The organism is Aquidulcibacter sp., assembly GCF_049239865.1.
Taxonomy (GTDB): domain Bacteria; phylum Pseudomonadota; class Alphaproteobacteria; order Caulobacterales; family Aquidulcibacteraceae; genus Aquidulcibacter.
Genome location: NZ_JBMLTR010000133.1, coordinates 1 through 23,895, shown reverse-complemented (window position 1 = coordinate 23,895; position 23,895 = coordinate 1). Strand labels below are relative to the sequence as shown.

Genomic DNA, 23,895 nt, shown 5'->3' with positions numbered 1-23,895 from the left:
CCCCCTATTGCGCCAAAGCCACAAACAAATCGGCGAGGCCAACCCGGCGCGGTTCGCCAAAAGTCTTTAGCTGCTCGGGTGCCACGCCATCGAATACATAAGTGGTGCGGCCCAGAAGCGAGCGGCCATAAAGTGGGCGCAAGGCTTCTGCTTCGGCTTTCTGATTGTCGAGGACATCCACCGCCAAGAAGCGTTCCGCGACGACATCCATTGAGGCGTCGAGCGTGACGGCGCCATCGCGAATGAAGATCGCATGGCTCAAGATCGGCTCAACTTCATCGACCTGGTGGGTCGTGATGATCACGGTGCGGGTCTCATCAAAGAAGTCGGACAGGATGGCGTCATAGAAGCCGCGGCGGTTGACGATGTCGAGACCCAAGGTTGGCTCGTCCAGCACCAGAATGCGCGCATCAATTGCCAGAGCAATGGCCAAATGGACTTGTACGATCATGCCTTTGGAGAGGGCCTTAATCTTGGAGTCCAATTGCACCGTGGTGGTCTTAAGGCGGGCGACCGCTTTGGCTTGGTCAAACTTAGGATGTAGACCCGCTACCCAGTCGAGAAGGTCTGCCACTTTTGCCCAGCGGGGCAGGGTGGCAACGTCGGCGATGAAGCAGACTTGCTCCATCAAGACGGCGCGCTGCATCAAAGGGTTCATGCCCATAACCTGCAGATCGCCTTCATAGTCAGACAGGCCAAGCAGGCAGTTGAGCAAGGTGGACTTACCGGCCCCATTGGCCCCAATCACACCGACAATCCGGCCAGCTGGGATTTCGAGGTTGGTCGGCTTCAGCGCTTGCTTCTTGCCATAATTTTTCGCCAAGCCCTTGGCCGAAATCAATACTTCCGTCATTGCCCATTCCCCTCAACATCTTTTAGCAATTCCTGCACGCTCAAGCCCAAGCGCTTGATACGTGTCACCACGACCGGCCACTCTTCTTTCAGGAAGGTGTTCCGCTCACTGGCGCTTAAGCCTTTGCGGGCGCCATCGATCACGAACATGCCCAGGCCACGGCGACGTTCGACCAGACCGTCATCTGCCAATTCTTGATAGGCTTTTGAAACGGTCAAAGGATTGACCTGAAGGTCTAAAGCCACTTGCCGAACAGACGGCAAAGGCTCTCCTTCCTTTATGCCACCATCGAGAATGGCAGACAGGACCCGGTCCTTAATCTGCCTCCAGATGGGTTGATCGTCGCGCCAAGCTTGCGTCATAGACAACTCCCAAATACCTAGAACTTGCTGTTCTAGCGTTCTGGTGTGTTGGTATAGTAATACACCACCCGTGTCAAGCGACTTTTTTGAGGGATAGATTGCGATTGCTGAAACACCCTATCACCGGCTTCGCCCGACATCGGCGTATAAGCCGATGTGTCCCGAAGAGACTGAAGGAGTGTTTCCCTCTAGACCGATTTTGGTGAGACAGCAGGATCACCAAAAGGACCGCGCAACAGAAGTTGCGCATGCAAACGCGATGACAAGCGCAGCTTCTGTTGCGCGCTCCGTTCCCCCCACGATGTCATCCCCGCCGAAGCGTCAGCGAAGAGGGGGGACCTCAAGGGACTATGCGGCAGGAGGTCCCCGATCGGCTGCGCCGTCCGGGATGACAACGTTGTTTCTGAAACACCCTGTCACCGTACCGGACGGGCCCTCGCGGCGCTGAAATAGATGGCGTTCATGACGAGCGAATCGAGGCCATCGGCCATGCCGCGATAGGTGGGGTCAATCGTGAAGGCGACGACATAGCCGCGCCCGCGAGACTGGACCGCCAAAGCGGGCTTAAAGGCCAATTGCTTGCGAATATCATCCCACACAATCCCGCTGGCTTTTACTTGGTCTGGCCCGGCAAAGCGGACGACATTATCGCCCACATCGGCGGTCAAGGGACGATAAATGTCTGAGCCAGCCACCATCATATGCAAAGTGGGCGCGATGCCCGCTGTGAGCCAATGATCCTTGGCAGTTTCGCCACGCAGGATTGCCCCATCCAGTTCGGTTGGATCGCGGCTGGTCTCGACTATAGCTTGCTTATAAGTGGCTTCATCTGGGAAGTTCACGCCATCAACGCCAGATGCACCCGCTTTGGTCTTGGCTTCTGGCAGGCGCCCCTTGGCTTCTGCCTCTGTAACAGTCGCCTGTTCGCGTCTTAGGCCAATCAGATCGACGTCTGGGTCTGCCAACCAGCCTGTTGCGGTGCCCAGCGAGATCAGGACACCGCCATTTTGCACAAAGGTGCGCAAATTGCGTGCCCCTGCTTCGCCCAAGGCCGCGCCATAGCTGCCTTCGCCATCGGGCAAGATCACCACGTCATAGCCGCTCAAAGGAAGGCCAGCCAAACGCCGCATCCGGACCGGGGTGACAGGCACGCCAAACTTGCGCTCCAGGACATAGCGCGTGGCACCCGCTGAATTGCGGTCCGTCGGGCTATCCCATGCCAAAAGAATGCGGGGATTGCGTAACTTGATCGCCTTGTCAGAGCCTAAGCTTGGACCATTGGTGACCCAAGAGGAGTCAAATCCGGTCAGGACCGCGCCGGTTTCAGCGACAAGGCTCGCCAGCTTTTGATTGAGGTCCGCGCCATTTTCGCCGCGCGCCAGTACCAAGCTGCCCGCTGGATAGGTCTTGCCTTCCAACGTGAAAGCTTCCGCCATGGTGCGCAAGGCAATGCCTTGCTGCAAAGCTTTCGCCATAAAGCGCGAGGTGGCCGTCGAGCCAGAGGCTGCGACAAAGGCCACCTTAGCGTCTGGATTGATCACTTGGCCGGGTTGGATCATCGCCGTGCTGGCCTTTTGGCTGGTCACAGCAGGGTCGGTCGCGCAAGGGACGACCTCAACATTATAGAGGAGGGGTAAGGACCAACCCGTCACGTCATAAATCTGGTCGCCAAGACCGGCGCGCCTGCGGCGTTGCTGCTCGGCCACGAAACTGGCTTCCATGGCTGTGTCGGGTTCGAGCAGGTTGCGAATTAGGCGTTTAGCGGGCTGCGCAGCTGACACCACAAAAGAACCCGCCGCAAAGGTACGACCGCAGGCGGTGAAATTGCTGGTGGTGCGATTGACCTCAATGCCTTGCCGACTGAGCAAAGCAGCCAATTTGTCCGTGTTGGACTGATCGGTCTGGGTTGGCAGAATGTAAGACTTCACGGCCTCGCTCTTGCCTTCGGCAATCGCCGTGCGGCGGAAGTCATAGAAGGAGCGGACGAAGCGCCCACGTTCGCGGGCCGCTACTTCGATTGTCGACAAGACCGCGACGAACTGGCTCTTGACGGTGTCGCGGAAGGCAAACTTCGACCCATCGCTGCGCTTGGCGAGCATGCCGCGGGCAGAGCCTTGCTCAAACGTCATGGCGATACTGCCTTGGGCCGTTGGCCAGCCGTCGCCATAACCGGGATAGAACAGGTCATAGCTCTCGCGCGTGAAATAGGGGAGGCCAAACTGATCAAACCAGCGACCATTATTCTGGCCAAGCAGGTTTTTAAGCGCGAGCTGCTCACTGGTCACATTGGGATTGATTGGCTGAGATTCTGGCGGAAAGAAGAAGCTGCGGTCGCTGCCCATTTCATGGCTGTCGACCACGACGACAGGGAAGTATTTCAACACGGCTGCCGTATGCCCGCGGGTTTCAGGCTGGGTGAGGGCAAACCAGTCGCGGTTTAGGTCAAACTGCATGTGGTTGACGCGCCCGCCGGGCCAAGGCTGATCCCGCTCTGCCGACATGGGGTCGCCGTCCGGTGTCATGCCGGTGCCGTTGAGATTGGTGCTGATAAAGCGATCACGGCCATCAGGATTTTGGATCGGCACGATTATCACCAGCGTGTTACGCTTGATCTCGGCCATGCGTGGGTCGCCGCGCGCGGCCAATAAGTGATAGGCGAGTTGCAGCGAAGAATCCGCTGGTCCAATCTCGTCGCCATGGACCGAATAAGCCAGCCAAACGACGGCGGGGTGGCGGGCGATAATGGCTTCGGCTTCCCCTGCTGCCAGTTTACGCGGATCGGCCAGCTTTTGCGCGTCGGCTTGGATCGCATCCAGATTGGCGATCTTTTCCGGGCTGCCAATGGCGGCATAGATCAAGCGCTTGCCCTGCCACGACCGACCATAGTCGAAAATCTTCATCTGGTCGGGGGCATAGGCGGCCAAAGCTTCAAAATAGCGGATGATTTGGGCGTGCGGCGTAATGGCTTCGCCAATCTGATAGCCCAAAACGCTTTTGGGCGAGGGAACCGCTGGGTCATAATTGGCACCGGGCCAATAAAAATCAGCAGGAACAGCGGCCACAGTCCCAATAGCGCCCAGTTCTTCATGCGGGATCGCCTGGCTTTGCGCGAAACCAGCCGTTGGCATCAAGGCTGTCGTGGCGATCAACGCCATCATCAAGCGAGATTTAAACATGTTGCGCTCCCAGCTCCTAAAACCCGTTTCTGGATTAGGTCTAAAGCGCCCGCAACAGCGGTTCAAGTTGTTGGGGTGAGCTTTGTTGAGGTGCCTAGGCCACTTCTGACTGGTCTGGATCGTCAGACACTTCGTTCATTTGCGTTGCCCGCATCAGCGCATTGGCGAGCGCCTCTGCGCTGATTGGCTTGGTCACAAAGTCGGTCATGCCGGAAGCCATACACTGGTCGCGATCTTCTTTGCGGGCATTTGCCGTTAGGGCGACGATCGGAGTATGGCGATTCATGCCTTGACCTTCGCGAACACGGCGCGTCGCGGTCATGCCATCCATGATGGGCATTTGTACGTCCATCAAAACGACGTCAAAGGCTTGCACCTCCATCGCCTCTAGCGCTTCCACGCCATTGGTCGCCCAGACGGTGTGGACAGGCCACAAGTCCAGCATCGCGGCGAGAATCTGCCGATTGAGCGCGTTATCATCGACCGCCAAGACTTGCAGCGGGCGGGTGATTTCGCTGTTGGATGCCGTTTCAATGTCGGCATTTTCCTGTTCAAGCGTGGCCTCGAACCGCGCCTCGAACAAGAAGGTCGATCCCTTGCCGGGCGTAGACCAAAGGGTCAGGTCGCCTTGCATCTGTTGGGCCAAGGATTTGGCAATGGCGAGGCCCAAGCCGGTACCGCCAAAGCGGCGCGTGATTGAGCTGTCGGCCTGGATGAAGGCTTTGAAGATGGAGGCTTGTCGGTCTAGCGGGATGCCGACGCCCGTATCCTCAACCTCAATGTCCAGGCGGCATTCCCGCCCTTTGGTCACGCTGTTGAGGCGGATGGTCACGCCACCTGAGACGGTGAATTTCACCGCGTTCGATACCAGATTGAACACGATCTGGCGCAGACGTGTCGGGTCGCCAATCACCATGTCCCAGTCGAGATGGTCGGTATCAATCTTCAGATAAATGCCCTTGGATGCCGCATGTGGCCCCCACAGGGTGTCGAGTTCGCGCGCCAATTGTTTGAGGCTGGTTGGATGCTTTTCAATTTCCAGCTGACCGGCTTCAATTTTGGCATAGTCCAAGACGTCATTGACCATCGCCATCATCAGGCGACCAGCTTCATTGAACATGCGCACGTAATTGGCCTGCGTATCGTCGAGCTGCGTCCGTGCCATCAGCTCGGCTGAGCCTAACAAGGCATTCAAGGGCGTGCGCAACTCATGACTCATCATCGCCAAAAAGCTCGATTTGGCTTCATTGGCATGTTCAGCCGTTTGCTTGGCGATCTCAAGGGCTTCTTCGCGGGCGCGCCGCTCGGTTTCATCGCGCAAGGCAATGATGCGGATTGCCATGCCTTGAACCATACCAACGCTGAAGGTTGCTGAGATGGGTACCTCGTGGCCAGCGCTATGGCGTCCGTTGAAATTGCTAACTTGACCCTCATTGAGGCGGGTTGGGTCAATGAATCGATCAATCTTGGTGCCCGCGATGGTGCGCGGATTTTCTACGCCAAAGGCCTGTGCGGCCGCCTGGTTCATCAGAATAATCTGATTGTCGGCATCTAACGTGATTAAGGCGTCGCGTGATTCAAGAATAGCGCGCGTCATGGTCTGGCGGGCTTCCATCGCGATTTGCGTATTCAGCTCGGCCATTTCCTCGGACATCAAGGTAATGGAGCGCTCTAAGCGATGGCGCGCGCGGGCATCATCATCATAGGCAGACGAGATCAGAGCGTAGAAGCGCTCTTGGTCCAGTCTCCCATCTTGATCGGTGCATTGTTCGATCTGGCGCGCCAGCAAACTGTGCATTAGGCCGCCTCAAACACCGTGACGGTCATGGTTTGGTTGTGCAAATTGCACGTGCCTTGGAAGCCATTGGGCGATATCTCGCCGTAGGAGTAAAAGCCCGCATGTGCGATGCCGCCGAGCGCATCGACCACGGCGCGAACCTCTTCCGTGGCCCGTTGGCCCAGAAGCAGGCGACGGCCAATGCAGGAGACGAGCATGGCAAAGCCGTGATTGTCGCCACCCGATGCTGCAAGGCCCGCTTTGCCTGCGCCTTCGATCAAGCCGTTGGTTTCGCCGACCATCAATTGCGCGGTCCAGCCTTCGGGCATATCGCCCGCAAAGGTCATGGCCCCCGTTGCGTCGTCAATGCCGAGGATTGTGCGCACGACGGTTTCGGCGGGATTTTCTGGGTTGCTGACTTGCAGCGGATAGAAGAGGGCAGAGCCCGGCAGCTTTTCGGCTTCATCGCCGAGGTAGCGCTTATAGAGCTCGAGGGCGGACTTATTGTCGAGCTGATAGAGCGTATTGCCTTCGGATTTGGTGATTTTGCGCATCGGGCCGAAGACTTCCCAGCCGCCGAATGAACCGGTGCGCAGGCGCAGGCCAGTGCCAAAGAAGGCCACTGCTACAACCTTGCCGGGGCTCATGTCGCCCGAACAGCCGACCAAGGTTTCGCCGAACCGGTCTCCGTCGCCTGCTAGGCCGCCATTGATTGAAGCATGCGGCCCTAAAACTTTGCGGAAGCCTTCAACCAAGGCCGAGCCATTCACGCGTGCGCCATCGGAGACGATGAAAACGCCCGCCAATTCCGCGCCGTCAAAGCGGCTGGCCAAAGCTTCGCCAATGCCAAAACTCTCGTTTGCAGCATCAATGTCTGCCTCAACCACTTGGACGCTCACATTGTCAAAGCCAAGTAGGGCAGCAAAGCCGCCACCCACATAGGCTTGGCCATTGGCGATCTCGCCACCGGTCGTGCAGCCAACGACTTGGGCATTTGGCAGCAAGGCCTTCAATTCAGCAAAGGCTTGGGTGGTGCGGGCCACTTCTGGATCGAGAAAGGCAAAAACGACCTCAAAAGAGTCGGGTTTAAAGTCCGCCGGAACTTGCCAGCTGCCGTGTTGAAAATGCAAAACATGGTGGCGCATTTGGACCCCCCTCACACACATAGGGGTCCATCTAACGCTAAAGTGATTGATATTTCGTTTCGGCTGGGTCCTTATTCCAAAGGAACCGCACCGTAACCTAATAAGCGTGGAGCTTTGCCCAACGATCGCGATGATAGCCACTTGATCCGTAGACGGTTTCTAAAACACGCGCGCGTTTCAAGTAAAATCCACTATCATGCGCGTCGGTCATGCCAATGCCGCCATGCATCTGGATCGTCTCATTGGTGACCAATTGCAACGTGTCACCTGCGCGGGCTTTTGCGAGGCTTACGGCTTCGCCGATACCCTTGCCGCGTTCAATGGCGTCAATGGCCGCCACCACGCAGGACTTGGTCAGCTCGATTTCAACCAGCATGGCCGCTGCGCGGTGCTGGAGGGATTGGAACGAGCCAATGAGCTGACCAAATTGTGTGCGCGTCTTGAGGTAGTCATGCGTCATGTCAAAGGTCGCACCAATCAGGCCCATCATTTCGCAACACAGCCCAATCCGACCATGATCCAGAATGAGGTCGAGGGTCGCCTCATCCAGCGCTTTACCACCCAAATAAGCCGCATCATCAACTGCCACTGAGTCCAAGGTCACGTCCGCCACGTCACGAGAATCAACCCCGGACAAAGCCTGCCGCGTTACCCCTGAAGCATCGCCTGCCACCAAAAAGGCTCCAAGGCCGGCATCGGTTTGGGCGATGACGATCAAGGTTTGCGCATGGGCACCGTCGGGGACAAAGCGCTTCTTGCCGGAAAGGCTCCACCCATCGGCGGTTTTGGTGGCTTTGGTGTCGATCTTATGCGGGGCATGATGCGCCCCTTCATCCAGTGCCAAGGCGAGGCTGAGGCTACCATCTGCGATCTTTGGCAAATAGTGGTCCTGTTGAGCCGCACTGCCCTGCAGCTTCAACATGGTTGCGCCCATCAGACCAGTTTGGAACAAGGGCGAAACGCCCAACGTGCGCGCTTGAGCTTCTAGGACCAGACCCATGGCGCGCAGACCCATGTCCGAGCCGCCATGTGTTTCGCCAATCAAGGCACCAGAAAATCCCATCGCCCCAATCTCACCCCAAAGCGCAGGGTCGAGGGTTTCTTTGGAATCGCGGAGCTTACGGAAGCTGGCCACAGGCGCATTGTCGGCGAAAAACCCGTCCGCGGCGTCCTTTAGGAGGGTTTGGTCTTCATTGAGTGAAAATGCCATCGGGCCCTCCTATTGATGGTCGCGCAAGCCAAGCACGCGCTTGGCTACGATGTTTAGATTGACTTCCGACGTACCGCCTTCGATCGAATTGGCTTTGGCGCGTAGCCAATCGCGTGTGACCTTCAACGCTTCAGGGCGATAGCCTTCACCTTCCCAGCCCAGACCTTCCATACCCAGGGCCTCTACGAGGAGCTCGGTCTTGTCTTGATTAAGCTTAGCAGCCGCAATCTTCAGGACTGACGCATAATGCGAGACTTCCGCCCCGGCTTTGGCTTCTTCTTGGCCACGACGCATGGTCAAGTGGAAGGCGCGCTCATACATGCGCTGTTTGGTGATGCGCGAACGCAGGTCGCTATTGGCCAGCTTGCCATTTTCAAGGCCAATGGATTCCTTCGCGGCGTCGACCAGATCAAGGCCAGCGCCACTGCCAAAGCCCGAAGCGGAGATATTGGTGCGCTCAAACTGCAGGATGCGCTTGGCGACGTCCCAGCCTTTGTTTTTGGGGCCGAGCATCTGCGATGCAGGCACGCGCACATTGGTCAGGAAGGTCTCGCAGAAGGGCGAGGCACCAGAGATCAATTTGATCGGGCGGGCTTCTACACCGGGGGTCTTCATGTCGAACAAGAGAACCGAGATACCTTCATGCTTGGGTGCATTCGGCTCAGTTCGCACCAAGCACAACATCCAGTCGGCGTGATTGGCATAAGAGGTCCAGACCTTTTGACCATCGACGACATAATGATCGCCATCAAGGACGGCGCGCGTCTGCAGGCCTGCCAAGTCAGAACCAGCACCCGGCTCTGAATAGCCTTGGCACCACCAGGTACGGCCATGCACCATATCGGGCAGATAGGTTTGCTTTTGTTCTTCGGTGCCAAACTCCAAAATCACGGGGCCAAACATCCAAATGCCAAAAGACAAAAGAGCGGGGCGCGCGTTGATGCGGCGCAATTCATCTTGCAGCACGCGGTCCTCTTCCCCGGTCAGGCCACCGCCACCATAGGCTTTGGGCCATTTAGGCGCGGTCCAGCCTTTTGAGGCCATGGCTTCCAGCCAAGCTTTCGAGTCTGGGTTTTTGAAGGTGGCGTTGCGGCCACCCCAGACGGTCTCGCCCTCCGGCATCGGGGTGCGCATAGAGGCGGGGCAATTGGCTTCAAGCCAAGCCCGCGTTTCTTGTCGAAAAGTCTCAATGTCGGTCATGATGCCTCCGCTCACCTTGATGGGCCGCCTCTGATGGGCGTTGCGTTTTAATTAGAACGGGCGGAAGGCGCTGACTAGCCCCCCAAGCTGGGCTGATGATGGTCGCGGATTTTAGCGCATTGGGCCGGAAGCATTACCGGTTTTGATTCCCATCAGATTGACGGCATGGACCAGCATGAACAAAGCAGCGACACCGCAGATGAGCGACACTGTCGTCCAAGGGATCAGGCGAACTTTGCCGAACTCGGCGGGTCGCGAGGCACGCCACGAGGCGAAGCCAAACCCGCACAGACTGATGACGAGAAGAGTTAAAGTTGCTGCCCAATCCACGTCTGCGGCTCGCTCACTGTGTGTTGACCTTCAGCTGCAGCGGGCTTGCGCGGCCGTGCCTCTGCACCATGCTTGGTTTTGTCCCAGATTGAGGGGGAAAGATAGATGCGCCAAAACGCGCGAAACAGCGCTGGAACCTGGCAGGCTTGATACAGCGGGAAGGCAAGGCAGGCGATCCATAATGTCGGCCTGCCATCTCGCAGTACTGCCATCATGCCGATGATGGCTTGGCTGACCCCCATCAGGCTTGCCCAGATCAGCACGTGGTCCCATGCCCCGGCGATCGCCTGGCCGAACGCCAATAGGCCCGACACACAGAGAATTGCCGCATTCAGCGGGCCTGCGGTCAGGCCCAAGAAAAAGGCCAGTAGGCCAGCGCTCCCCACTTGCCGCGCTAAAAGCCAAGGTGCGCGCAAATGGAGGCTTAACGTTTGGATGTGGCCTTGAAGCCAGCGACCGCGTTGGCGCACCCAGCCGGTTAAAGTCGGCGCCCCTTCCTCAAACGTCGGCGATTGGATCAAGGCAGCCGACAAGCCGCGGCGCGCTAGCCTGATTCCTAGGTCGGCATCTTCGGTCACATTGAACGGATCCCAGCCACCTGCCTCACGTAAATATCTGATATCAAAGTGGTTGGAGGTTCCACCAAGCGGCAAGAGACGTGACAGGCGGACCAAGGCGGGTAGGATAAGGCGGAACCAAATGGCATAATCGAGTGCAAATTGTCGGCTAATCCAACTCTCCTGCTCGTTCCAAATCACAAGCGGTGCCTGCACGACGGCCAGCGTGTCTGGTCCGCATCGAAAGGCCTGCCAAGCCTCGCGTATTTGACCCGGAGTGGGAATATCCTCGGCATCATAAACGGTCAGATAGCGCCCCTGACAAAAGGGTAGGGCTGTTTGCAAAGCTTTCGGCTTGGTGCGCGGCCCGCCTTTGGGGATCACGACAATTCGGAAACGGGCGCGATGTCGCCAAAGCTCCATAGCAGCTCGGGTTTCCGCGTCATCGGCCTCGCACGCGAACACGAGGTCGAGCTTGTCCTTTGGCCAATCCAGTTTGTCAAAGGCGTTCAGTAAGGACGCGACCGAGTCCACTTCGTGATATAGCGCGACCAATATCGTCCAGATCGGCTCTGAACCGGCAGGCATATCTTCAGGCGGAAGTGGGCTGGATGGGGGCGGCAAACAGCAGGCCCAAAGTCGAAACAGGCTTAAGCACAGCGCCAATGCCATGACCGCCCAAGTGAGGGTGTTTGTCTCTACGGGCAAGACGAGGGCACTCACTGCCCAGATACAGCACGCTAGGATCAAAGTGGCGAAAACCCGCCCAGCTGGCTTGGCCGCTGAAAGGGCCGGGTCTATGCGGGCGAGGCGGCAGAGCGCCTGCGCCATGGCCGTTGCGACGGCATCTGGTGGCGGGTCAGCGCTCTTTTGGCCCTGTGCAACTTCCGCAGGCTTTAAATCATGGGCACTTTCGCGCATCGTCTTTCACTCTCCCCGGACGAAAGACGCACCTCCTTGTTTGACAATCGCCTCAGGGTCTAAGTGTCCGAAGCGATCTGAAATTGTCTAGCCATTTAGGGTTGAGCCAACTAAGCCATTGAGTTTAACCTGCAAGCGGGTGGATCAAGCGGTTGCGTGGGGCGGCAGGGCTGGCTAGAAGCGCCTAACGAAATTTTGTGCTGCACAGGGGACATTTCATCCATGAACGTTCATGAACATCAGGCCAAAGAAGTCCTCGCAAGCTATGGTCTTCCCGTTCCTCCAGGCATTGCCGCTTTCTCGGTAGAAGAAGCCAAGGCTGCCGCCGTGAAATTGGGTGGCTCTATGTGGGTGGTAAAGTCGCAAATCCACGCAGGTGGTCGCGGCAAGGGCAAGTTCAAAGAACTCCCACCCGAAGCTAAAGGCGGCGTGCGCCTTGCCTTTAACCTCGATGACGTCGCGTCTCACGCCAAGGACATGCTGGGCAATACGTTGGTCACCGTGCAAACCGGACCTGCTGGCAAACAAGTTCAGCGCCTCTATATCGCAGGCGGTGCCGATATTGCACGCGAACTTTATCTCTCGGTTCTGGTTGATCGCGGCACCGGTCGCGTCGCTTTTGTGGCGTCTGAAGCCGGCGGCATGGACATTGAAACCGTCGCCCACGACACGCCAGAGAAAATCTCCACCATCGTCATCGACCCAGCCATTGGCGTCACCCCTGCCGATAGCGCCAAGGTTGCCAAGGCTTTGAACTTGGACGCTGGCCAAGCAGACGAATGCCACGACCTGTGCGTGAAGCTCTATACCGCCTTCACCAAGGGCGACATGGAAATGTGCGAAATCAACCCGCTGATCGTCGAAGAAGGCACCGGCAAGCTCGTCTGCTTGGACGCGAAAATGAGCTTTGATTCTAACGCAGAATTCCGTCACCCCGAATGGGCCGGCATGCGCGACCTGTCGGAAGAAGATGACAAGGAAATCGAGGCGTCCAAATATGATCTCGCCTATATCGCGCTCGACGGCACGATTGGCTGCATGGTCAATGGCGCAGGCCTCGCCATGGCAACCATGGACATCATCAAGCTCTATGGCGAAGAGCCTGCCAACTTCCTCGACGTAGGTGGCGGTGCGACACGCGAAAAAGTAACGGCTGCCTTCAAAATCATCACCGCAGACCCTGCCGTGAAAGGCATTTTGGTCAATATCTTCGGCGGTATCATGCGCTGTGACGTGATCGCTGAAGGTGTGGTTGCGGCCATTACCGACGTGGGCCTGAAGGTTCCTTTGGTCGTGCGTCTGGAAGGCACCAATGTCGAATTGGGCAAGCAAATCCTACGCGACAGCGGTCTAGCAGTCGTTCCAGCCGACGATTTGGCCGATGCAGCCCAAAAGATCGTCGCGGCGGTTCGCAAGGCGGCTTAGGGTCACCAAATTCGAAACAAGAGAAGTTGAGGGCCCCATCGTCGATGCGGGCCCTTTTTCTATGCCAGCGCCAACTGGCACTTTCTAGAGGCTCAGGTTAAAGGGTCGCCATGTCCACACCGAATCCATCAATGCCCCGCCTAGAACCGCTCGACATTTCTGTTGTGGTGCCGGTCCATAATGAGAGTGGGGCTGTGGCCAGTTTGGTGCAGGAAATCGCGACGGCTCTGGATGGCTGGGCCTATGAAATGATTTTCGTTGATGATGCGTCCAAGGACGATACCCACGCAAAGTTGGTGGCGCTGAAGGCCACCTATCCCGCGCTCCGCGTCCTCGCTAACCGTCAGAATGCCGGGCAGAGCCGGGCGATTATGAATGGCGTCTTAGCGGCGCGGGCCCCCGTGATTGGCACCCTTGATGGCGACGGCCAGAATGATCCAGCGGACCTTCCAGCCCTTCTCCAGCAACTCAATCGGCCCGATGCACCCCAAGGTCTCAGCTTTGTCGGCGGGCGGCGGGTGAAGCGGCAAGATAGCCAAGCCAAGAAAATAGCCTCCCGCTTGGCTAATAATGTCCGCCAAGCTTTGCTGCGCGATGGGGCCGATGATTCTGGGTGCGGGATTAAAGTGGTTCGGCGCGAGCTTTTCCTGCGTCTCCCTTATTTCGATCACATGCACCGCTATATGCCCGCTCTGGTGCAGCGCGAAGGGGCGGTAGCGGAGTTTGCGGTCGTCAATCATCGCCACCGCTCAACCGGCGCTTCTAAATACACCAATATTGGCCGTTTGCTGGCTGCTTTGACGGATTTGGGCGGTGTGATTTGGCTCAGAACCCGCCGCCGCGACTTCGGCCATGTGGACGAAACTTGAGTGTAGGTTCACTCTGCGCCGCAGGGCATAAAAATTTGGGTGATTCGCAGCCATGCTGGTGTTGAGACGTATCTTTGAGATGGTGCCGATCTTGACGATCCCCGTCCTGATCTATGCGCTATTCGGTGGGGTGACGGCCTCAACGCGTGGACCCGATGTCTTCACCCAATCGATTGAGAAAGGCGTGTTCGTGCTCACCATGCCTTCTGGCGCACCTTGGGCGCTGTCTGGTGGCGATTTGCTGTTGATGATGGGTTTGATCATCCTGTTCTTTGAATTGACGCGCGGCGTGGGTGTTAGCCGTTTCGCCATCATCCATCACACCTTGGCAGTTTTGCTCGCCCTCTCCTGCGCCGGGGCATTGTTATTGTTTGAAGCCTTTGCGACCTCAACCTTCTTTCTTTTGACCCTGATGTGCTGGCTCGACATGATTGGCGGGGTGATTTTCAATATTGCCAGCGCGTCCAGTGGCGCTCGCGGGTCCAGTAAATATGATCCCTATGGAGACTAAGCAATTTGGCCCTATTTTTTGATGCAGGCTGGTTCAGTAAGCGTTTGGCCGCGCTCAATCTGCAAAAAGAAGACCTAGCGCGCGCTGTCGGTTGGACGCAGGAAGAACTCGCGTGGGTGTTTAAGGATCAAAAGGAAGTCAGCGCGCGCGAAGTCGCCGCTTTAGCTGCCCTGCTCCATGCTTCGCCGGGTGAGATTGCCAACCGATGCGGCATCTCCACGCCCGTTGCGGCCAAGCCCGTCAGCTCCGAAGCGCAGATAGATCAATTGCAAAACCGTGTTGCAGCCCTTGAGGCCCAAGTTGCAGCTTTGGAAGTGGCGCTTAGAAGCCGCTAGACGACCAGTTGCACGCGGCGGGTCTGACGCATGCGGGCTTGATAGGCCTTTGCCCCGCGCAAAGCGGCGAATGGATCATCCCCTGTCAGGCCAGCTTCAACCAGAACATGAATGGAAAAGCCAGCCGCGGCACTATTGGCGTCATAGCGGCCACGCTCAGAGGCGGTTTTGTCAAAACGCGCACGGCTAGAATAGTCCTGACTTGACCCTCTTAGGTCGTCGGGGATCGGCTCTATCGCGGGCACAGCGGTGACTTTGTGCCGATATGGCACAGAAGCGAAAGCTGCATAAGGCGAGAGGGCGTTCATGGTCTGCCCGTCGCAGATCATGTGCCATGGCTAGGGGCCGAAAACGCCTAGTGCGACGGTGTTAGATTCTTGGCCGCAATCGCATGGACTTTACCAGTCGTGCCCGTGCCACTGGGCATCAGCGCATGAACAGGGCCTTGGAACAGGCCGTCAAAGGCAGGATCAAACAGGTTCAGCCCGCCTGTGAAGGCGCCGAAAGCAGGCATGATCAGGCTGCGCCCATCCGTCACGAAACAGCGCCGCCGGATGCTGCCGCCGCGCTTGCCGGTCACCCGCGCGCAAGGGTGTAAATGCCCCGCTACTTCACCCGGTACGTGGCCAGTCGGCTCATGGCGAAACAACAGACCGTCATGGGCTAGTTCAGCGGCGCGCCTGCCGACCAGCCAAGCGGGTGGCTCTGGGTCGTGATTGCCTTCAATCCAGATGGTCTCAGTCTGGCCGACCAAGGTTTCCAGCTTAGCCCGGTCCGTCTCGGCCAGTCGGCCCCCGGCACCCAGATCATGGAAGCTGTCGCCCAAGGCAATTAAGACTTTTGGCGCAAGCTGCTCAAATAGGGCTTCAAGGCGACGCAGTGTCTCTGCCGTATCAAAAGGCGGTAGCATCACCCCTTTGACAGCAAAGGCAGAGCCCTTTTCAAAGTGCAGGTCAGAGACGATTAAAGTCTGCGTCCGCGGCAGAAAGAGCGCGGCCTCTGCCAAGGCCACGACGGGGGTTTCGTGAAGCTGAAAGGCGTGCCCCCGCATCATCAGCCTCTATTTGGCTGGTTCAGTCGCGCCCGCTTTGGCAGCCTTCTCAGCCTCTTTTTGCAACTCATCGCGCTCGGTGTCCAATAGGCGCTGGGCAGGATGGCTCTCAGACTGACGCCAGACTTTGGGCAATTGGCAAACCCGCACGGACTTCTCAAACACGCTGCCCAGCACCATGTTCGTGCCAGACCGGATGGCGACAGACGCGCCGGAGAAGCCGTCTGTACCGTCCCTCAGATAGACCTGATCAATCTTGCCGCCCTTGCCCGTGGGCGACGGCTCCAGGATCAAGATCTGGCTGGGCGAAGGCTTGGCCGCATTGCCTGCATGTTGAATGAAGCTGAGCATTTTGGGGTGCGCTGCCATCCACACAATGCCGTCAGGATCAACGTCGAGATTATCAATGCCAGTGCCAACCAAGGCTGCGTCACGCCGTTTGATTGCCCCATTTGTGGGATCACGATCATAGAGGAAGATGCTGCGGCTCATGGTCGCGCTGGCGTAAAGCGTCTTGCCATCGTTGGAGAGCGCCAGAGAATTGGCAAAGCCGAGCCCGCTGTCGAGCTTTTTGCCAGCATTGCCATCAAAATACCAAATCGCACCCGTGCGATCATCGCCGGAAACAAAGCTTAAGCTTTCAGCCAAGGAACCGCGTTCAAGGTCGCTTTCGCTGGTTGCGTAAAAGCTATTGGCCCCCGTTGCCACGATATCATTGATACGGGTTAGGCCCGGCACCGCGACGGTGCGGCGCAATTTCAGGCTGCCGTCGGCTTGGGCGTCAAAAACCTCGACCGTGGTGCCGCTATAGTCCATGGCGCCCTTGGGGTGGTTCACCACCATTAAAGTGACTTTGCCGTCGGCTGCCCGGAACAAGGAGGTGCCATGGGGGTGGAAAGCAGCAGGCTGGCCACCGGTTAGATCTTTCAAAGGCGGTGGGCTGGCGAGGCCGTCGACAGGCAAGCTGTAGATCGCGCCACGAACTGGTTTGCCTTGCGCCGTCGCGCGACGGTCGTCTGAGGATACAAAGATGCGCCCATTTGTCCGATCAATCGCCATATCTTCGGCGCCGGGCATGCCAGCGATGTCTGTGCAGGTGCCATCAAATACCGGGACCAAAGTGGTGAATTCGCCTGCACGCGCCGCAGTCCGGAACCACGTATAAGACAGGATACCGACAATCGCGACACCGGTTAGAAGAATGATCTGAGAGGGTTTCATCAACCTGACTTTCACGCCTGAGTTTGGGTTTCAAATTGTAGCTTTGCGAGATGGGCATAAAGGCCGCCTTGCGCCACCAACTCGCTGTGGGTGCCTTGTTCGGCGACTTTTCCGTCGTCCAGCACGATGATCCAGTCCGCGCGCTGAACGGTGGCCAGACGGTGGGCAATCACTAAGGTCGTGCGATTAGCCATGGCTTCATCAAAGGCCTTTTGGACTAAGCGTTCGTTCTCGGCATCCAGCGCGCTGGTTGCTTCATCCAACAACAAGACGGGCGCATCGCGCACCAAGGCCCGCGCAATGGCCAAGCGTTGCCGCTCACCACCCGAGAGGGCGCGGCCCCGGTCGCCAATGGCTTTGTCATAGCCACCCAAACGCGCGAGGATGAAGGGCTCTGCCTCTGCCCGGCGCGCGGCATCTTGGGCCATGTCTGAGGTCGCACCCTCATTGCCAAATAAAATATTGTCCATAGCCGTGCCGGTGAACAGGTCCGGATTTTGTGAGACATAGGCAAAGCGGTGCCGCCACGCGATGGGGTCGGTGTCGCGGGCGTCGATGCCGTCAACCTCAATCGCGCCAGCCGCAGGGTCGTAATAACGCAGCAACAACTTGAACAAGGTCGACTTGCCCGCGCCTGAAGGGCCGACTATGGCAACCGTCTGGCCGGGTTTCACCTCAAAGCTGATGCCTTTAAGTGCGCTGCGCTCGCCATCGCTGGGATAGGCAAAGGCGACGTCCTTGAAGGAAACATGGCCCGGTGCTTCTGCAGGGAAGCTGACCACTTGGGCCGGGGCTGCGATTTCGGGCACTTCATCCAAGATTTCAGATAGCCGCTGGGTTGCCCCCGCCGCTTTTTGCACGTCGCCCCAAACTTCTGCCAAGGCCCCGACGCCAGAGCCTGTCAGCACAGAGAGAATGACAAATTGGGTCAAGGCACCCGGCGTCATGGAGTTCGCCAATACTGAGCGCGTACCTTCCCACAGCACGAAGGAAATCCCGCAAAACACGATCGCAATCGCCACGGCTGTCATCAGACTGCGGGCGGCAATCCGACGCCGGGCTGCGGCAAAGCTGGTCTCAATCGCCTGGCGAAAGCGCGAGCGCGCATAATCTTCGCGGCCAAAGGCTTGCACGGTCTCAACCGCGTCGAGGCTTTCGGAGGCTTCCGCCGCCGCTTCTGCGACGCGGTCCTGTGCAGATGTTGAGAGTGCGCGAACCCGCCGTCCAATGGTGAACAAGGGGACCAAAACCAAGGGGATAATCAGCAAAACCATGAAGGTTAGCTTCAGGCTGGTCACCACCATCATGGACAAGCCACCCGCCAACATGACCAAATTGCGGATGGCAATCGATGCCGAAGACCCAACGAGCGATTCGATCAGTGTCGCGTCAACCGTTAAGCGTGACAAAGCCTCACCGGTGCGGACGCGCGCAAAGTACGAGGGTGAAAGCCCGATCAGGCGATCATAAACGTCTGCACGCAAGTCAGCCACGACCCGCTCGCCCAGTTTAGTCACGAAGTAAAAGCGTGAGGCAGAAAATACGGCCATGCACAAAGCGACGGCCACCAACAACAGAAACCATTGATTGACCGCTTGCGGCGTTGCCGTGGCAAAGCCACGGTCGACCAGAGCACGCGCGGCGACAGGCAGGGCCAAGGTCGCTGCCGCTGCCAGAATAAGGAATATGGCCGCCGCCGCCACATCCTTTGGCCGCCGCTGAATGTAGGGAATGAGTCGCGTCAGAGGGCGCAGATCAGAGCTACGGCCACGCTTCGCAGCGGCATCGGCAGTTAATTCGGCTTGTACGGCTCCGCGACTGGGGCGATCCTCAACGACGCGGCTGGCAGGGGTATCGGTCATGCGCAGGGAGTTAGCACGCGCAGGCCGCACGTGAAATATTGTCAGCAGTTAAAATGATGGCGCGGTCTCTGCGCACGACCTGCGCGCAACACTAGACTCTGCGGCGATTTTCCTCTAACCGCGCCGCTCTATTTGGTTCAAAGCCGCTCTCAACATCGCGCGCCCTTCCGGGGCCTGCGCGCAGGACACGAAGATGAAAGCCGATACACATCCTAATTATGATTTCATCACCATCGTGATGACCAATGGGACCACTTATAAGACCCGCTCCACCATCGGTGGCGAGGGCAAGTCCCTGTCGCTGGACATTGATCCAACCGTGCACCCTGCTTGGACCGGCTCGACCAACACGCTTCTCGATCGTGGCGGCCGCGTTGCACGCTTCAAAGATAAGTTTGCTGGTTTCATCAAGAAATAAGTATTTGTCCGGTTGATTTAACTGGATAGTTACGCAGATGGTTTAAAGCGCTCGGTATGTTCCGAGCGCTTTTTTCGTTTGTATCTCGTTCTATTGCTCGCCGTCTTGCACTCGCGTTCATTCTTTTTGCTTTGCCCGTGTTTTTCCTAACGTGGCAATTGATCCATAAGCAAAATGAAGAAATTGCTTTCTCAAAGTTAGAGTTAAACGGCGCGCGTTATCTTGAGCCCTTGTTGGTTTTGCATGCTACGATGGCCAATGCTGCCTCAGCACTGGCTGATAAAAGGCCGATCCCTCAGACCTTGCAGCCAGCGCTCAATAAGGTCCTGGAAGCACGAGCGCAGGCCCCCCACGGCCTTCAATTTCAAGATGATTTTGCAGCGCTCAAGGCAGCTGTCGGTGATCTCCAGAGCATGAAGATCTATGAACCGACGCGCGTGCGCGATGCTTTAGGGTCAAGCCAGCAACATTTCACCCGCGTGGTAGAATCCTCAAACCTCATTCTCGATACCGAACTTTCCACTTTTTATCTGATGCAGGCGGTGGCGATCCATGCGACGCCTTTGATTGAACAGATTGGCTATTTCGGTTCTGCCAAGAGCTATATCAATCTGCCCGGCCTCACCCCTGAGAATACATTCTGGCGTTTGGTCGCCAAGCATCAAGGCAACCTCGATGCCAAGACATTTGCCTTTGAAGTGTCCATTGATGATGCTGTGCGCGCTTCAGACCAAGCCCGGACGCGAGAGCTTGGGCTTGCAGACCTCAAGCTCACCATGTTGCAAGAGATCGCCAGCCTGATCGACGATCCAGACCCCAAAGCTGCGCAGACGAATGCGCAAATTGCGCGAAATGCTGTCGTCCGGACGTCTTTGGCTGCCAATCAAGAACTGATCCATGGCCTCGAAGTCCGGATCGCACGGCTGGAAGCCCAGCAGAGGCATGTCTTGGTAGCCGCCATCGGGCTTTTTCTGGTCGCGCTCTTGGGTGTGTTGACGGTTATCCGCGACGGCGTGGTCCAACCGCTTGGGCAATTGACCAAGGCCATGCGCAAAGTCGCCCAAGGCGATTTCAGTATCGAACCGCCCTATCAAAAGCGGGCTGATGAGATTGGCGGCATGGCCCGGGCCTTGAGCGTGTTCAAGGAAAATGCCGTGGCCCGCATCCGGGCCGAGCACGCAGCGCAGGCCAAGTCAGAATTCTTGGCGATGATGAGCCACGAAATCCGCACGCCGATGAATGGCGTGATCGGGATGGCGCAAGCCCTGATGAAGACCCAAATGAAGGACGAGCAGCGCAAAATGCTGTCTGTCATGATCGATTCCAGCGACATGCTCCTGCTCTTGTTGAACGACATTCTCGACATGTCGAAGATTGAAGCAGGCAAGATTGAGCTCGAATCCATTCCCTTCTCGCCGCAGAGATTGGTTTATTCAGCGCGAGATTTATTTGATGCGCGGGCGTCGGCTAAGGACATTCAATTGGAAGTCGAAGTGGCGGCCGATGCGTCGGACTGGCGCTTGGGGGACCCCGCGCGATTGCGCCAGATTGTTTTCAACTTGGTGTCGAACGCAATCAAATTTACCGACCAAGGTCTTGTCACCATCTCATTAAACTTGGGTCCTAAGCGCGAATTGACGATTTCGGTCTCCGATACCGGCATTGGCATTCCACCCGATCGCCTGGCACAATTGTTTGAGAAGTTCACCCAAGCGGACTCGTCGCACACGCGCCTCTACGGCGGCACAGGTCTCGGCCTGTCCATCGCAAAAGCCATGACAGAGGCCATGGGTGGCGAATTGTCGGTCGACAGCGAAGTCGGTGTTGGCTCAACCTTTACCTGTATCCTGCCACTCCAAGCGGTATCAGCGCCTTTGGACGAGCCGGAGGATCTGGTTGAAAGTGGGCGAGAGCTGGACGCCGATGGTACGTCGCCGCAGGGCTTACAGCCAGCCTCCGCCTTGAAGCTGTTGGTCGCCGAGGACAATCAAACCAATCAATTGGTTTTGAAGGCTGTGTTGTCGAGCTTTGAGATGGAACTGGTCTTTACCCAAAATGGCCAAGAAGCCTTGGAGGCTTGGCAAAGCGACCGCTTTGACGCCATTCTGATGGATATGCAGATGCCGGTGATGGATGGTGCCTCGGCTATTCGGGCGATCCGGGCGCAAGAAATACGCGAACACCGCCCGCGGACACCAATCGTCGCGCTGACCGCAAACGCCTTGCAGCATCAGATTGATGCGCAAATCGAAGCGGGGGCCGACGCCCACGCCCCTAAGCCGATTCATTTGCCAAGTTTGTTAGGGGCGATTGAAGCGGCCATCTCGCTTTGCGAGTTGCAAAGCGAGGCCGGCTTCTATCAGTTCGACGCGCCCAGCGCCGCTTGAAGACGCATCAATTGTGCGTTGACTGGATTTTCCGGTGGGGTTTCGCTGGCTTCAAAGAGGCTGACTTCCATGCGGTCAACCCGTTCATAAAGCCGCTTAGAGCGTTCTAGAAGGTCCAGTAAGCGCATTGGCAGTTCCGCCAATGGTTGTTTTTCTGCGCTGCAGACCGTCCGCGCGCCCAGACGATACTTTGGATCATGGGCATCACGCGGGGTCATTTCACCCTCGCGGACCGCACGATGTACCAGCAGCCAAGACGCCGATTGCATCAGACGGGTTGTCAAGCGCATGCTTTCCGAGGCATAGGCCAAAGCTGCAGCCCGTTCCAACCCACGAGCTTCTTGCCGGCCATCGCCGTCCAGGTAGGCCGCTGTTTCCTCAACCAGGTCCATGCCTTCACGGAACATGCGTTCAAAGATGTCCGAGCTCGCAAACTCTGCGATCCGATCAAACGCTGATTTTTGACCCAAGGTCTGTTTTGAAACTTCCGTCAACATGCGGCATTCCGCCCTTCTTCAATCTCAGTCTTTAACCCGCAAAGTCTTGCGGGCCAAGTGCTTGATCTGGAGAGCTCCATTTTAGAGCAATTTCCATTTCAATCCCGATTATTCCCACTCGACCAAACAAAAGCTCCAGCCCAGAGCCATCGTTTGAGTGGAAGAAGCACCATGCTTCCCGAATGTGTTACAGCAAGGGCCGTGCCGCTTTTGCGGTTAGCTTGTCTTAAAAAAGGAATCCGCTGCCTTTTTGCTGCCTTCTTTCGCCTTAATTAGGTCGTTTATCTGCCGAATTTCCGCCTCGAGGTCAGAAATGCGCTCTTGAAGCTCCCGAATGGAGAGATCTTCTAGGCGAACCGACTGGGGTTTTGACTTGGCGAATGGGTCATCGTCGAGCATGAGTGGCCTCCTGATCCCATTTTGGCGCCGGAGTCTCAATTTTGACAGCCCTTCCTGAAAAAATGCGTGCGATTGTTGCATCCCCCGGCACCCCGTTGCGGGTTGAGCAGATTGATCGCGCCATTGCTGGCCCCGGCCAAGTCCTGATCAAAGTCGCCTATGCGGGGATAAACCGACCTGATTTGATCCAACGCATGGGGGCCTATCCGCCGCCAAAGGGTGCGCCTGACACGATGGGGCTGGAATGTTCGGGCGAGATTGTGGCGATTGGCCCCGATGTTTCGCTTTGGAAGCTGGGCGACAAAGTATGTGCGCTTCTGCCCGGTGGTGGCTATGCCGATTATGCGTGGGCCGATGAAGGCTCTTGCATGGCCATTCCCGACGGCCTCAGCATGCTTGAGGCGGCAGCACTGCCAGAAACAGTCCTGACAGTCTGGGCGAATGTGTTTGAGCGCGCAGCCCTTCAGCCGGGCGAAGCTTTTCTAGTCCATGGTGGTGCGTCAGGGATCGGCACCACTGCGATTCAAATGGCCAAGGCCCATGGCGCTAAAGTCTTTGCCACGGCAGGCGGACCAGAAAAGGCGGGTCTTTGCGCTAAGCTGGGTGCCGATGTTGCCATTGATTATCGCGCGCAGAGCTTTTCAGAAATCATCAAAGCCGATGGCGGGGTGGATGTGGTCCTCGATATGGTTGGTGGACCCTATGTTCAGCAAAACCTCGATTGCTTGAAAATGGACGGGCGCTGCGTCCAAATCGCCTTCCTGCAGGGGCCGCAGGTTGAACTAAACCTGATGGCCATGATGCTCAAGCGCCTCACCTTGACTGGCTCAACCCTGCGGGCACGACCAGTCGCAGAGAAGGCGCGGCTAGCGCGCGCGGTTGAGGCGCATGTCTGGCCTTGGGTGACCAAAGGTCTCGTGCGTCCCGTGGTGGATTCGGTGTTTGATCTGGAAGAGGCTGAAGCCGCGCAAGCCAAAATGCAGGCCAATACACATGCCGGGAAAATCATGCTGAAGGTCTCAGATTAGCCTATTCAGATCACATTACCCCGGCTGCCCCGGGGCGAGGTGAGATTCATTTGGCGATTACCGCCTCTTTCGGTTTGCAAGTGGAGCGGGCTGCGCTAACACGGCGGCCAACATATTAGCTGTAAGCCGAGGGCCTCATGTCGATCCTGATCAATAAAGAAACCAAGGTAATCTGCCAGGGCTTCACCGGGAAGAATGGTACCTTCCACTCCGAACAAGCGATTGCCTATGGCACGCGCATGACGGGTGGGGTCAGTCCAGGCAAAGGTGGGCAATCCCATCTGGGTCTTCCTGTTTTCAATTCGGTTCAAGAAGCCAAGGATGTGGCCGGCGCAGACGCCACCGTCATCTATGTGCCGCC

At 57.3% G+C, this 23,895-nt stretch carries 22 protein-coding genes and 1 pseudogene; 8 read left to right on the top strand and 15 right to left on the bottom strand.

Going from position 1 to position 23,895, the window contains the following annotated elements:
* Window positions 1–4: 4 nt before the first annotated feature.
* The 9 genes from ACOVRA_RS09245 to ACOVRA_RS09205 form a co-directional block, all read right to left on the bottom strand.
* Window positions 5–853 carry an ABC transporter ATP-binding protein gene (locus ACOVRA_RS09245; RefSeq protein WP_421720035.1) on the bottom strand — a complete coding sequence of 283 codons (849 nt, stop codon included), beginning with the start codon at window positions 851–853 and terminating at the stop codon, window positions 5–7.
* On the bottom strand, window positions 850–1,215 hold the full coding sequence (locus tag ACOVRA_RS09240; RefSeq protein WP_290803652.1) for a GntR family transcriptional regulator: 366 nt from the start codon (window positions 1,213–1,215) through the stop codon (window positions 850–852). The genes ACOVRA_RS09245 and ACOVRA_RS09240 overlap by 4 nt, the downstream gene beginning before the upstream one ends.
* A 416-nt stretch (window positions 1,216–1,631) precedes the next feature.
* Entirely contained in the window at window positions 1,632–4,391 is a 2,760-nt protein-coding gene (locus ACOVRA_RS09235) for a M14 family metallopeptidase (protein WP_421720034.1), read from the bottom strand.
* Window positions 4,392–4,485: 94 nt separating this feature from the next.
* A complete protein-coding gene (locus ACOVRA_RS09230; protein WP_421720033.1) occupies window positions 4,486–6,189 on the bottom strand; it encodes an ATP-binding protein in 1,704 nt (567 codons plus the stop codon).
* Complete coding sequence (locus tag ACOVRA_RS09225) at window positions 6,189–7,313, bottom strand: FIST signal transduction protein (protein ID WP_421720032.1); 1,125 nt, start codon at window positions 7,311–7,313, stop codon at window positions 6,189–6,191. Before ACOVRA_RS09225 ends, ACOVRA_RS09230 begins: the two co-directional genes overlap by 1 nt.
* A 97-nt stretch (window positions 7,314–7,410) precedes the next feature.
* The gene (locus tag ACOVRA_RS09220) at window positions 7,411–8,523 is read right to left on the bottom strand and encodes an acyl-CoA dehydrogenase family protein (protein WP_421720031.1); all 1,113 of its coding nucleotides are present in this window, start codon (window positions 8,521–8,523) and stop codon (window positions 7,411–7,413) included.
* Window positions 8,524–8,532: 9 nt separating this feature from the next.
* Window positions 8,533–9,723, bottom strand: a complete 1,191-nt coding sequence (locus tag ACOVRA_RS09215; protein ID WP_421720030.1) for an acyl-CoA dehydrogenase family protein — start codon at window positions 9,721–9,723, stop codon at window positions 8,533–8,535.
* A gap of 111 nt (window positions 9,724–9,834) precedes the next feature.
* Complete coding sequence (locus ACOVRA_RS09210) at window positions 9,835–10,053, bottom strand: hypothetical protein (protein ID WP_421720029.1); 219 nt, start codon at window positions 10,051–10,053, stop codon at window positions 9,835–9,837.
* The gene (locus ACOVRA_RS09205; protein WP_421720028.1) at window positions 10,032–11,531 is read right to left on the bottom strand and encodes a glycosyltransferase family 2 protein; all 1,500 of its coding nucleotides are present in this window, start codon (window positions 11,529–11,531) and stop codon (window positions 10,032–10,034) included. The genes ACOVRA_RS09210 and ACOVRA_RS09205 overlap by 22 nt, the downstream gene beginning before the upstream one ends.
* A gap of 222 nt (window positions 11,532–11,753) precedes the next feature.
* Between ACOVRA_RS09205 and sucC the strand changes: the two genes are divergently transcribed.
* The 4 genes from sucC to ACOVRA_RS09185 all read left to right on the top strand — a co-directional run bounded on the left by sucC (window position 11,754) and on the right by ACOVRA_RS09185 (window position 14,671).
* Window positions 11,754–12,956 carry an ADP-forming succinate--CoA ligase subunit beta gene (sucC, locus tag ACOVRA_RS09200; RefSeq protein ID WP_298230405.1) on the top strand — a complete coding sequence of 401 codons (1,203 nt, stop codon included), beginning with the start codon at window positions 11,754–11,756 and terminating at the stop codon, window positions 12,954–12,956.
* A gap of 110 nt (window positions 12,957–13,066) precedes the next feature.
* Window positions 13,067–13,825 carry a glycosyltransferase family 2 protein gene (locus ACOVRA_RS09195; protein WP_421720027.1) on the top strand — a complete coding sequence of 253 codons (759 nt, stop codon included), beginning with the start codon at window positions 13,067–13,069 and terminating at the stop codon, window positions 13,823–13,825.
* Window positions 13,826–13,877: 52 nt separating this feature from the next.
* Entirely contained in the window at window positions 13,878–14,336 is a 459-nt protein-coding gene (locus ACOVRA_RS09190) for a hypothetical protein (RefSeq protein ID WP_290803630.1), read from the top strand.
* A 5-nt stretch (window positions 14,337–14,341) separates the two neighbouring features.
* Window positions 14,342–14,671 (top strand): helix-turn-helix domain-containing protein, encoded by a 330-nt coding sequence (locus ACOVRA_RS09185; RefSeq protein WP_421720026.1) that lies wholly within the window; start codon window positions 14,342–14,344, stop codon window positions 14,669–14,671.
* On the opposite strand, the gene ACOVRA_RS09180 is transcribed toward ACOVRA_RS09185, so the two are convergent.
* The 4 genes from ACOVRA_RS09180 to ACOVRA_RS09165 are packed head-to-tail and all read right to left on the bottom strand — an operon-like array spanning window position 14,668 to window position 18,805.
* The gene (locus ACOVRA_RS09180) at window positions 14,668–14,979 is read right to left on the bottom strand and encodes a hypothetical protein (protein ID WP_421720025.1); all 312 of its coding nucleotides are present in this window, start codon (window positions 14,977–14,979) and stop codon (window positions 14,668–14,670) included. The genes ACOVRA_RS09185 and ACOVRA_RS09180 overlap by 4 nt on opposite strands.
* A gap of 47 nt (window positions 14,980–15,026) precedes the next feature.
* Window positions 15,027–15,725, bottom strand: coding sequence for a ligase-associated DNA damage response endonuclease PdeM (gene pdeM / locus ACOVRA_RS09175; RefSeq protein WP_421720024.1), 699 nt, complete (start codon window positions 15,723–15,725; stop codon window positions 15,027–15,029).
* 6 nt (window positions 15,726–15,731) lie between these two features.
* On the bottom strand, window positions 15,732–16,943 hold the full coding sequence (locus ACOVRA_RS09170; RefSeq protein WP_421720023.1) for an SMP-30/gluconolactonase/LRE family protein: 1,212 nt from the start codon (window positions 16,941–16,943) through the stop codon (window positions 15,732–15,734).
* Between the two features lie 11 nt (window positions 16,944–16,954).
* Window positions 16,955–18,805, bottom strand: a complete 1,851-nt coding sequence (locus ACOVRA_RS09165) for an ABC transporter transmembrane domain-containing protein (RefSeq protein WP_421720022.1) — start codon at window positions 18,803–18,805, stop codon at window positions 16,955–16,957.
* Window positions 18,806–18,998: 193 nt separating this feature from the next.
* On the opposite strand from ACOVRA_RS09165, the gene rpmE reads away from it, so the two are divergent.
* The gene (rpmE, locus tag ACOVRA_RS09160) at window positions 18,999–19,223 is read left to right on the top strand and encodes a 50S ribosomal protein L31 (protein WP_290803614.1); all 225 of its coding nucleotides are present in this window, start codon (window positions 18,999–19,001) and stop codon (window positions 19,221–19,223) included.
* 56 nt (window positions 19,224–19,279) lie between these two features.
* Window positions 19,280–21,610, top strand: coding sequence for an ATP-binding protein (locus tag ACOVRA_RS09155; protein WP_421720021.1), 2,331 nt, complete (start codon window positions 19,280–19,282; stop codon window positions 21,608–21,610).
* On the opposite strand, the gene ACOVRA_RS09150 is transcribed toward ACOVRA_RS09155, so the two are convergent.
* Together ACOVRA_RS09150 and ACOVRA_RS09145 are read right to left on the bottom strand one after the other, a co-directional pair.
* Window positions 21,583–22,107 (bottom strand): DUF1465 family protein, encoded by a 525-nt coding sequence (locus ACOVRA_RS09150; RefSeq protein ID WP_290803609.1) that lies wholly within the window; start codon window positions 22,105–22,107, stop codon window positions 21,583–21,585. The two genes, ACOVRA_RS09155 and ACOVRA_RS09150, sit on opposite strands and share 28 nt — an antisense overlap.
* A 216-nt stretch (window positions 22,108–22,323) precedes the next feature.
* Window positions 22,324–22,506, bottom strand: coding sequence for a DUF1192 domain-containing protein (locus tag ACOVRA_RS09145; protein WP_290803605.1), 183 nt, complete (start codon window positions 22,504–22,506; stop codon window positions 22,324–22,326).
* 41 nt (window positions 22,507–22,547) lie between these two features.
* Here ACOVRA_RS09145 and ACOVRA_RS09140 point away from each other — a divergent pair, with 41 nt between their 5' ends.
* Together ACOVRA_RS09140 and ACOVRA_RS09135 are read left to right on the top strand one after the other, a co-directional pair.
* The gene (locus ACOVRA_RS09140; protein ID WP_421720020.1) at window positions 22,548–23,534 is read left to right on the top strand and encodes an NAD(P)H-quinone oxidoreductase; all 987 of its coding nucleotides are present in this window, start codon (window positions 22,548–22,550) and stop codon (window positions 23,532–23,534) included.
* A gap of 137 nt (window positions 23,535–23,671) precedes the next feature.
* Window positions 23,672–23,895: pseudogene (locus tag ACOVRA_RS09135) on the top strand (succinate--CoA ligase subunit alpha); the annotation flags it as partial.

Coding starts and splice junctions, on each gene's coding strand:
- ACOVRA_RS09245 (WP_421720035.1), bottom strand. CDS start 853: ATGACGGAAGTATTGATTTCGGCCAAGGGCTTGGCGAAAAATTATGGC.
- ACOVRA_RS09240 (WP_290803652.1), bottom strand. CDS start 1,215: ATGACGCAAGCTTGGCGCGACGATCAACCCATCTGGAGGCAGATTAAG.
- ACOVRA_RS09235 (WP_421720034.1), bottom strand. CDS start 4,391: ATGTTTAAATCTCGCTTGATGATGGCGTTGATCGCCACGACAGCCTTG.
- ACOVRA_RS09230 (WP_421720033.1), bottom strand. CDS start 6,189: ATGCACAGTTTGCTGGCGCGCCAGATCGAACAATGCACCGATCAAGAT.
- ACOVRA_RS09225 (WP_421720032.1), bottom strand. CDS start 7,313: ATGCGCCACCATGTTTTGCATTTTCAACACGGCAGCTGGCAAGTTCCG.
- ACOVRA_RS09220 (WP_421720031.1), bottom strand. CDS start 8,523: ATGGCATTTTCACTCAATGAAGACCAAACCCTCCTAAAGGACGCCGCG.
- ACOVRA_RS09215 (WP_421720030.1), bottom strand. CDS start 9,723: ATGACCGACATTGAGACTTTTCGACAAGAAACGCGGGCTTGGCTTGAA.
- ACOVRA_RS09205 (WP_421720028.1), bottom strand. CDS start 11,531: ATGCGCGAAAGTGCCCATGATTTAAAGCCTGCGGAAGTTGCACAGGGC.
- sucC (WP_298230405.1), top strand. CDS start 11,754: ATGAACGTTCATGAACATCAGGCCAAAGAAGTCCTCGCAAGCTATGGT.
- ACOVRA_RS09195 (WP_421720027.1), top strand. CDS start 13,067: ATGTCCACACCGAATCCATCAATGCCCCGCCTAGAACCGCTCGACATT.
- ACOVRA_RS09190 (WP_290803630.1), top strand. CDS start 13,878: ATGCTGGTGTTGAGACGTATCTTTGAGATGGTGCCGATCTTGACGATC.
- ACOVRA_RS09180 (WP_421720025.1), bottom strand. CDS start 14,979: ATGAACGCCCTCTCGCCTTATGCAGCTTTCGCTTCTGTGCCATATCGG.
- pdeM (WP_421720024.1), bottom strand. CDS start 15,725: ATGATGCGGGGGCACGCCTTTCAGCTTCACGAAACCCCCGTCGTGGCC.
- ACOVRA_RS09170 (WP_421720023.1), bottom strand. CDS start 16,943: ATGAAACCCTCTCAGATCATTCTTCTAACCGGTGTCGCGATTGTCGGT.
- ACOVRA_RS09165 (WP_421720022.1), bottom strand. CDS start 18,805: ATGACCGATACCCCTGCCAGCCGCGTCGTTGAGGATCGCCCCAGTCGC.
- rpmE (WP_290803614.1), top strand. CDS start 18,999: ATGAAAGCCGATACACATCCTAATTATGATTTCATCACCATCGTGATG.
- ACOVRA_RS09155 (WP_421720021.1), top strand. CDS start 19,280: ATGTTCCGAGCGCTTTTTTCGTTTGTATCTCGTTCTATTGCTCGCCGT.
- ACOVRA_RS09150 (WP_290803609.1), bottom strand. CDS start 22,107: ATGTTGACGGAAGTTTCAAAACAGACCTTGGGTCAAAAATCAGCGTTT.
- ACOVRA_RS09145 (WP_290803605.1), bottom strand. CDS start 22,506: ATGCTCGACGATGACCCATTCGCCAAGTCAAAACCCCAGTCGGTTCGC.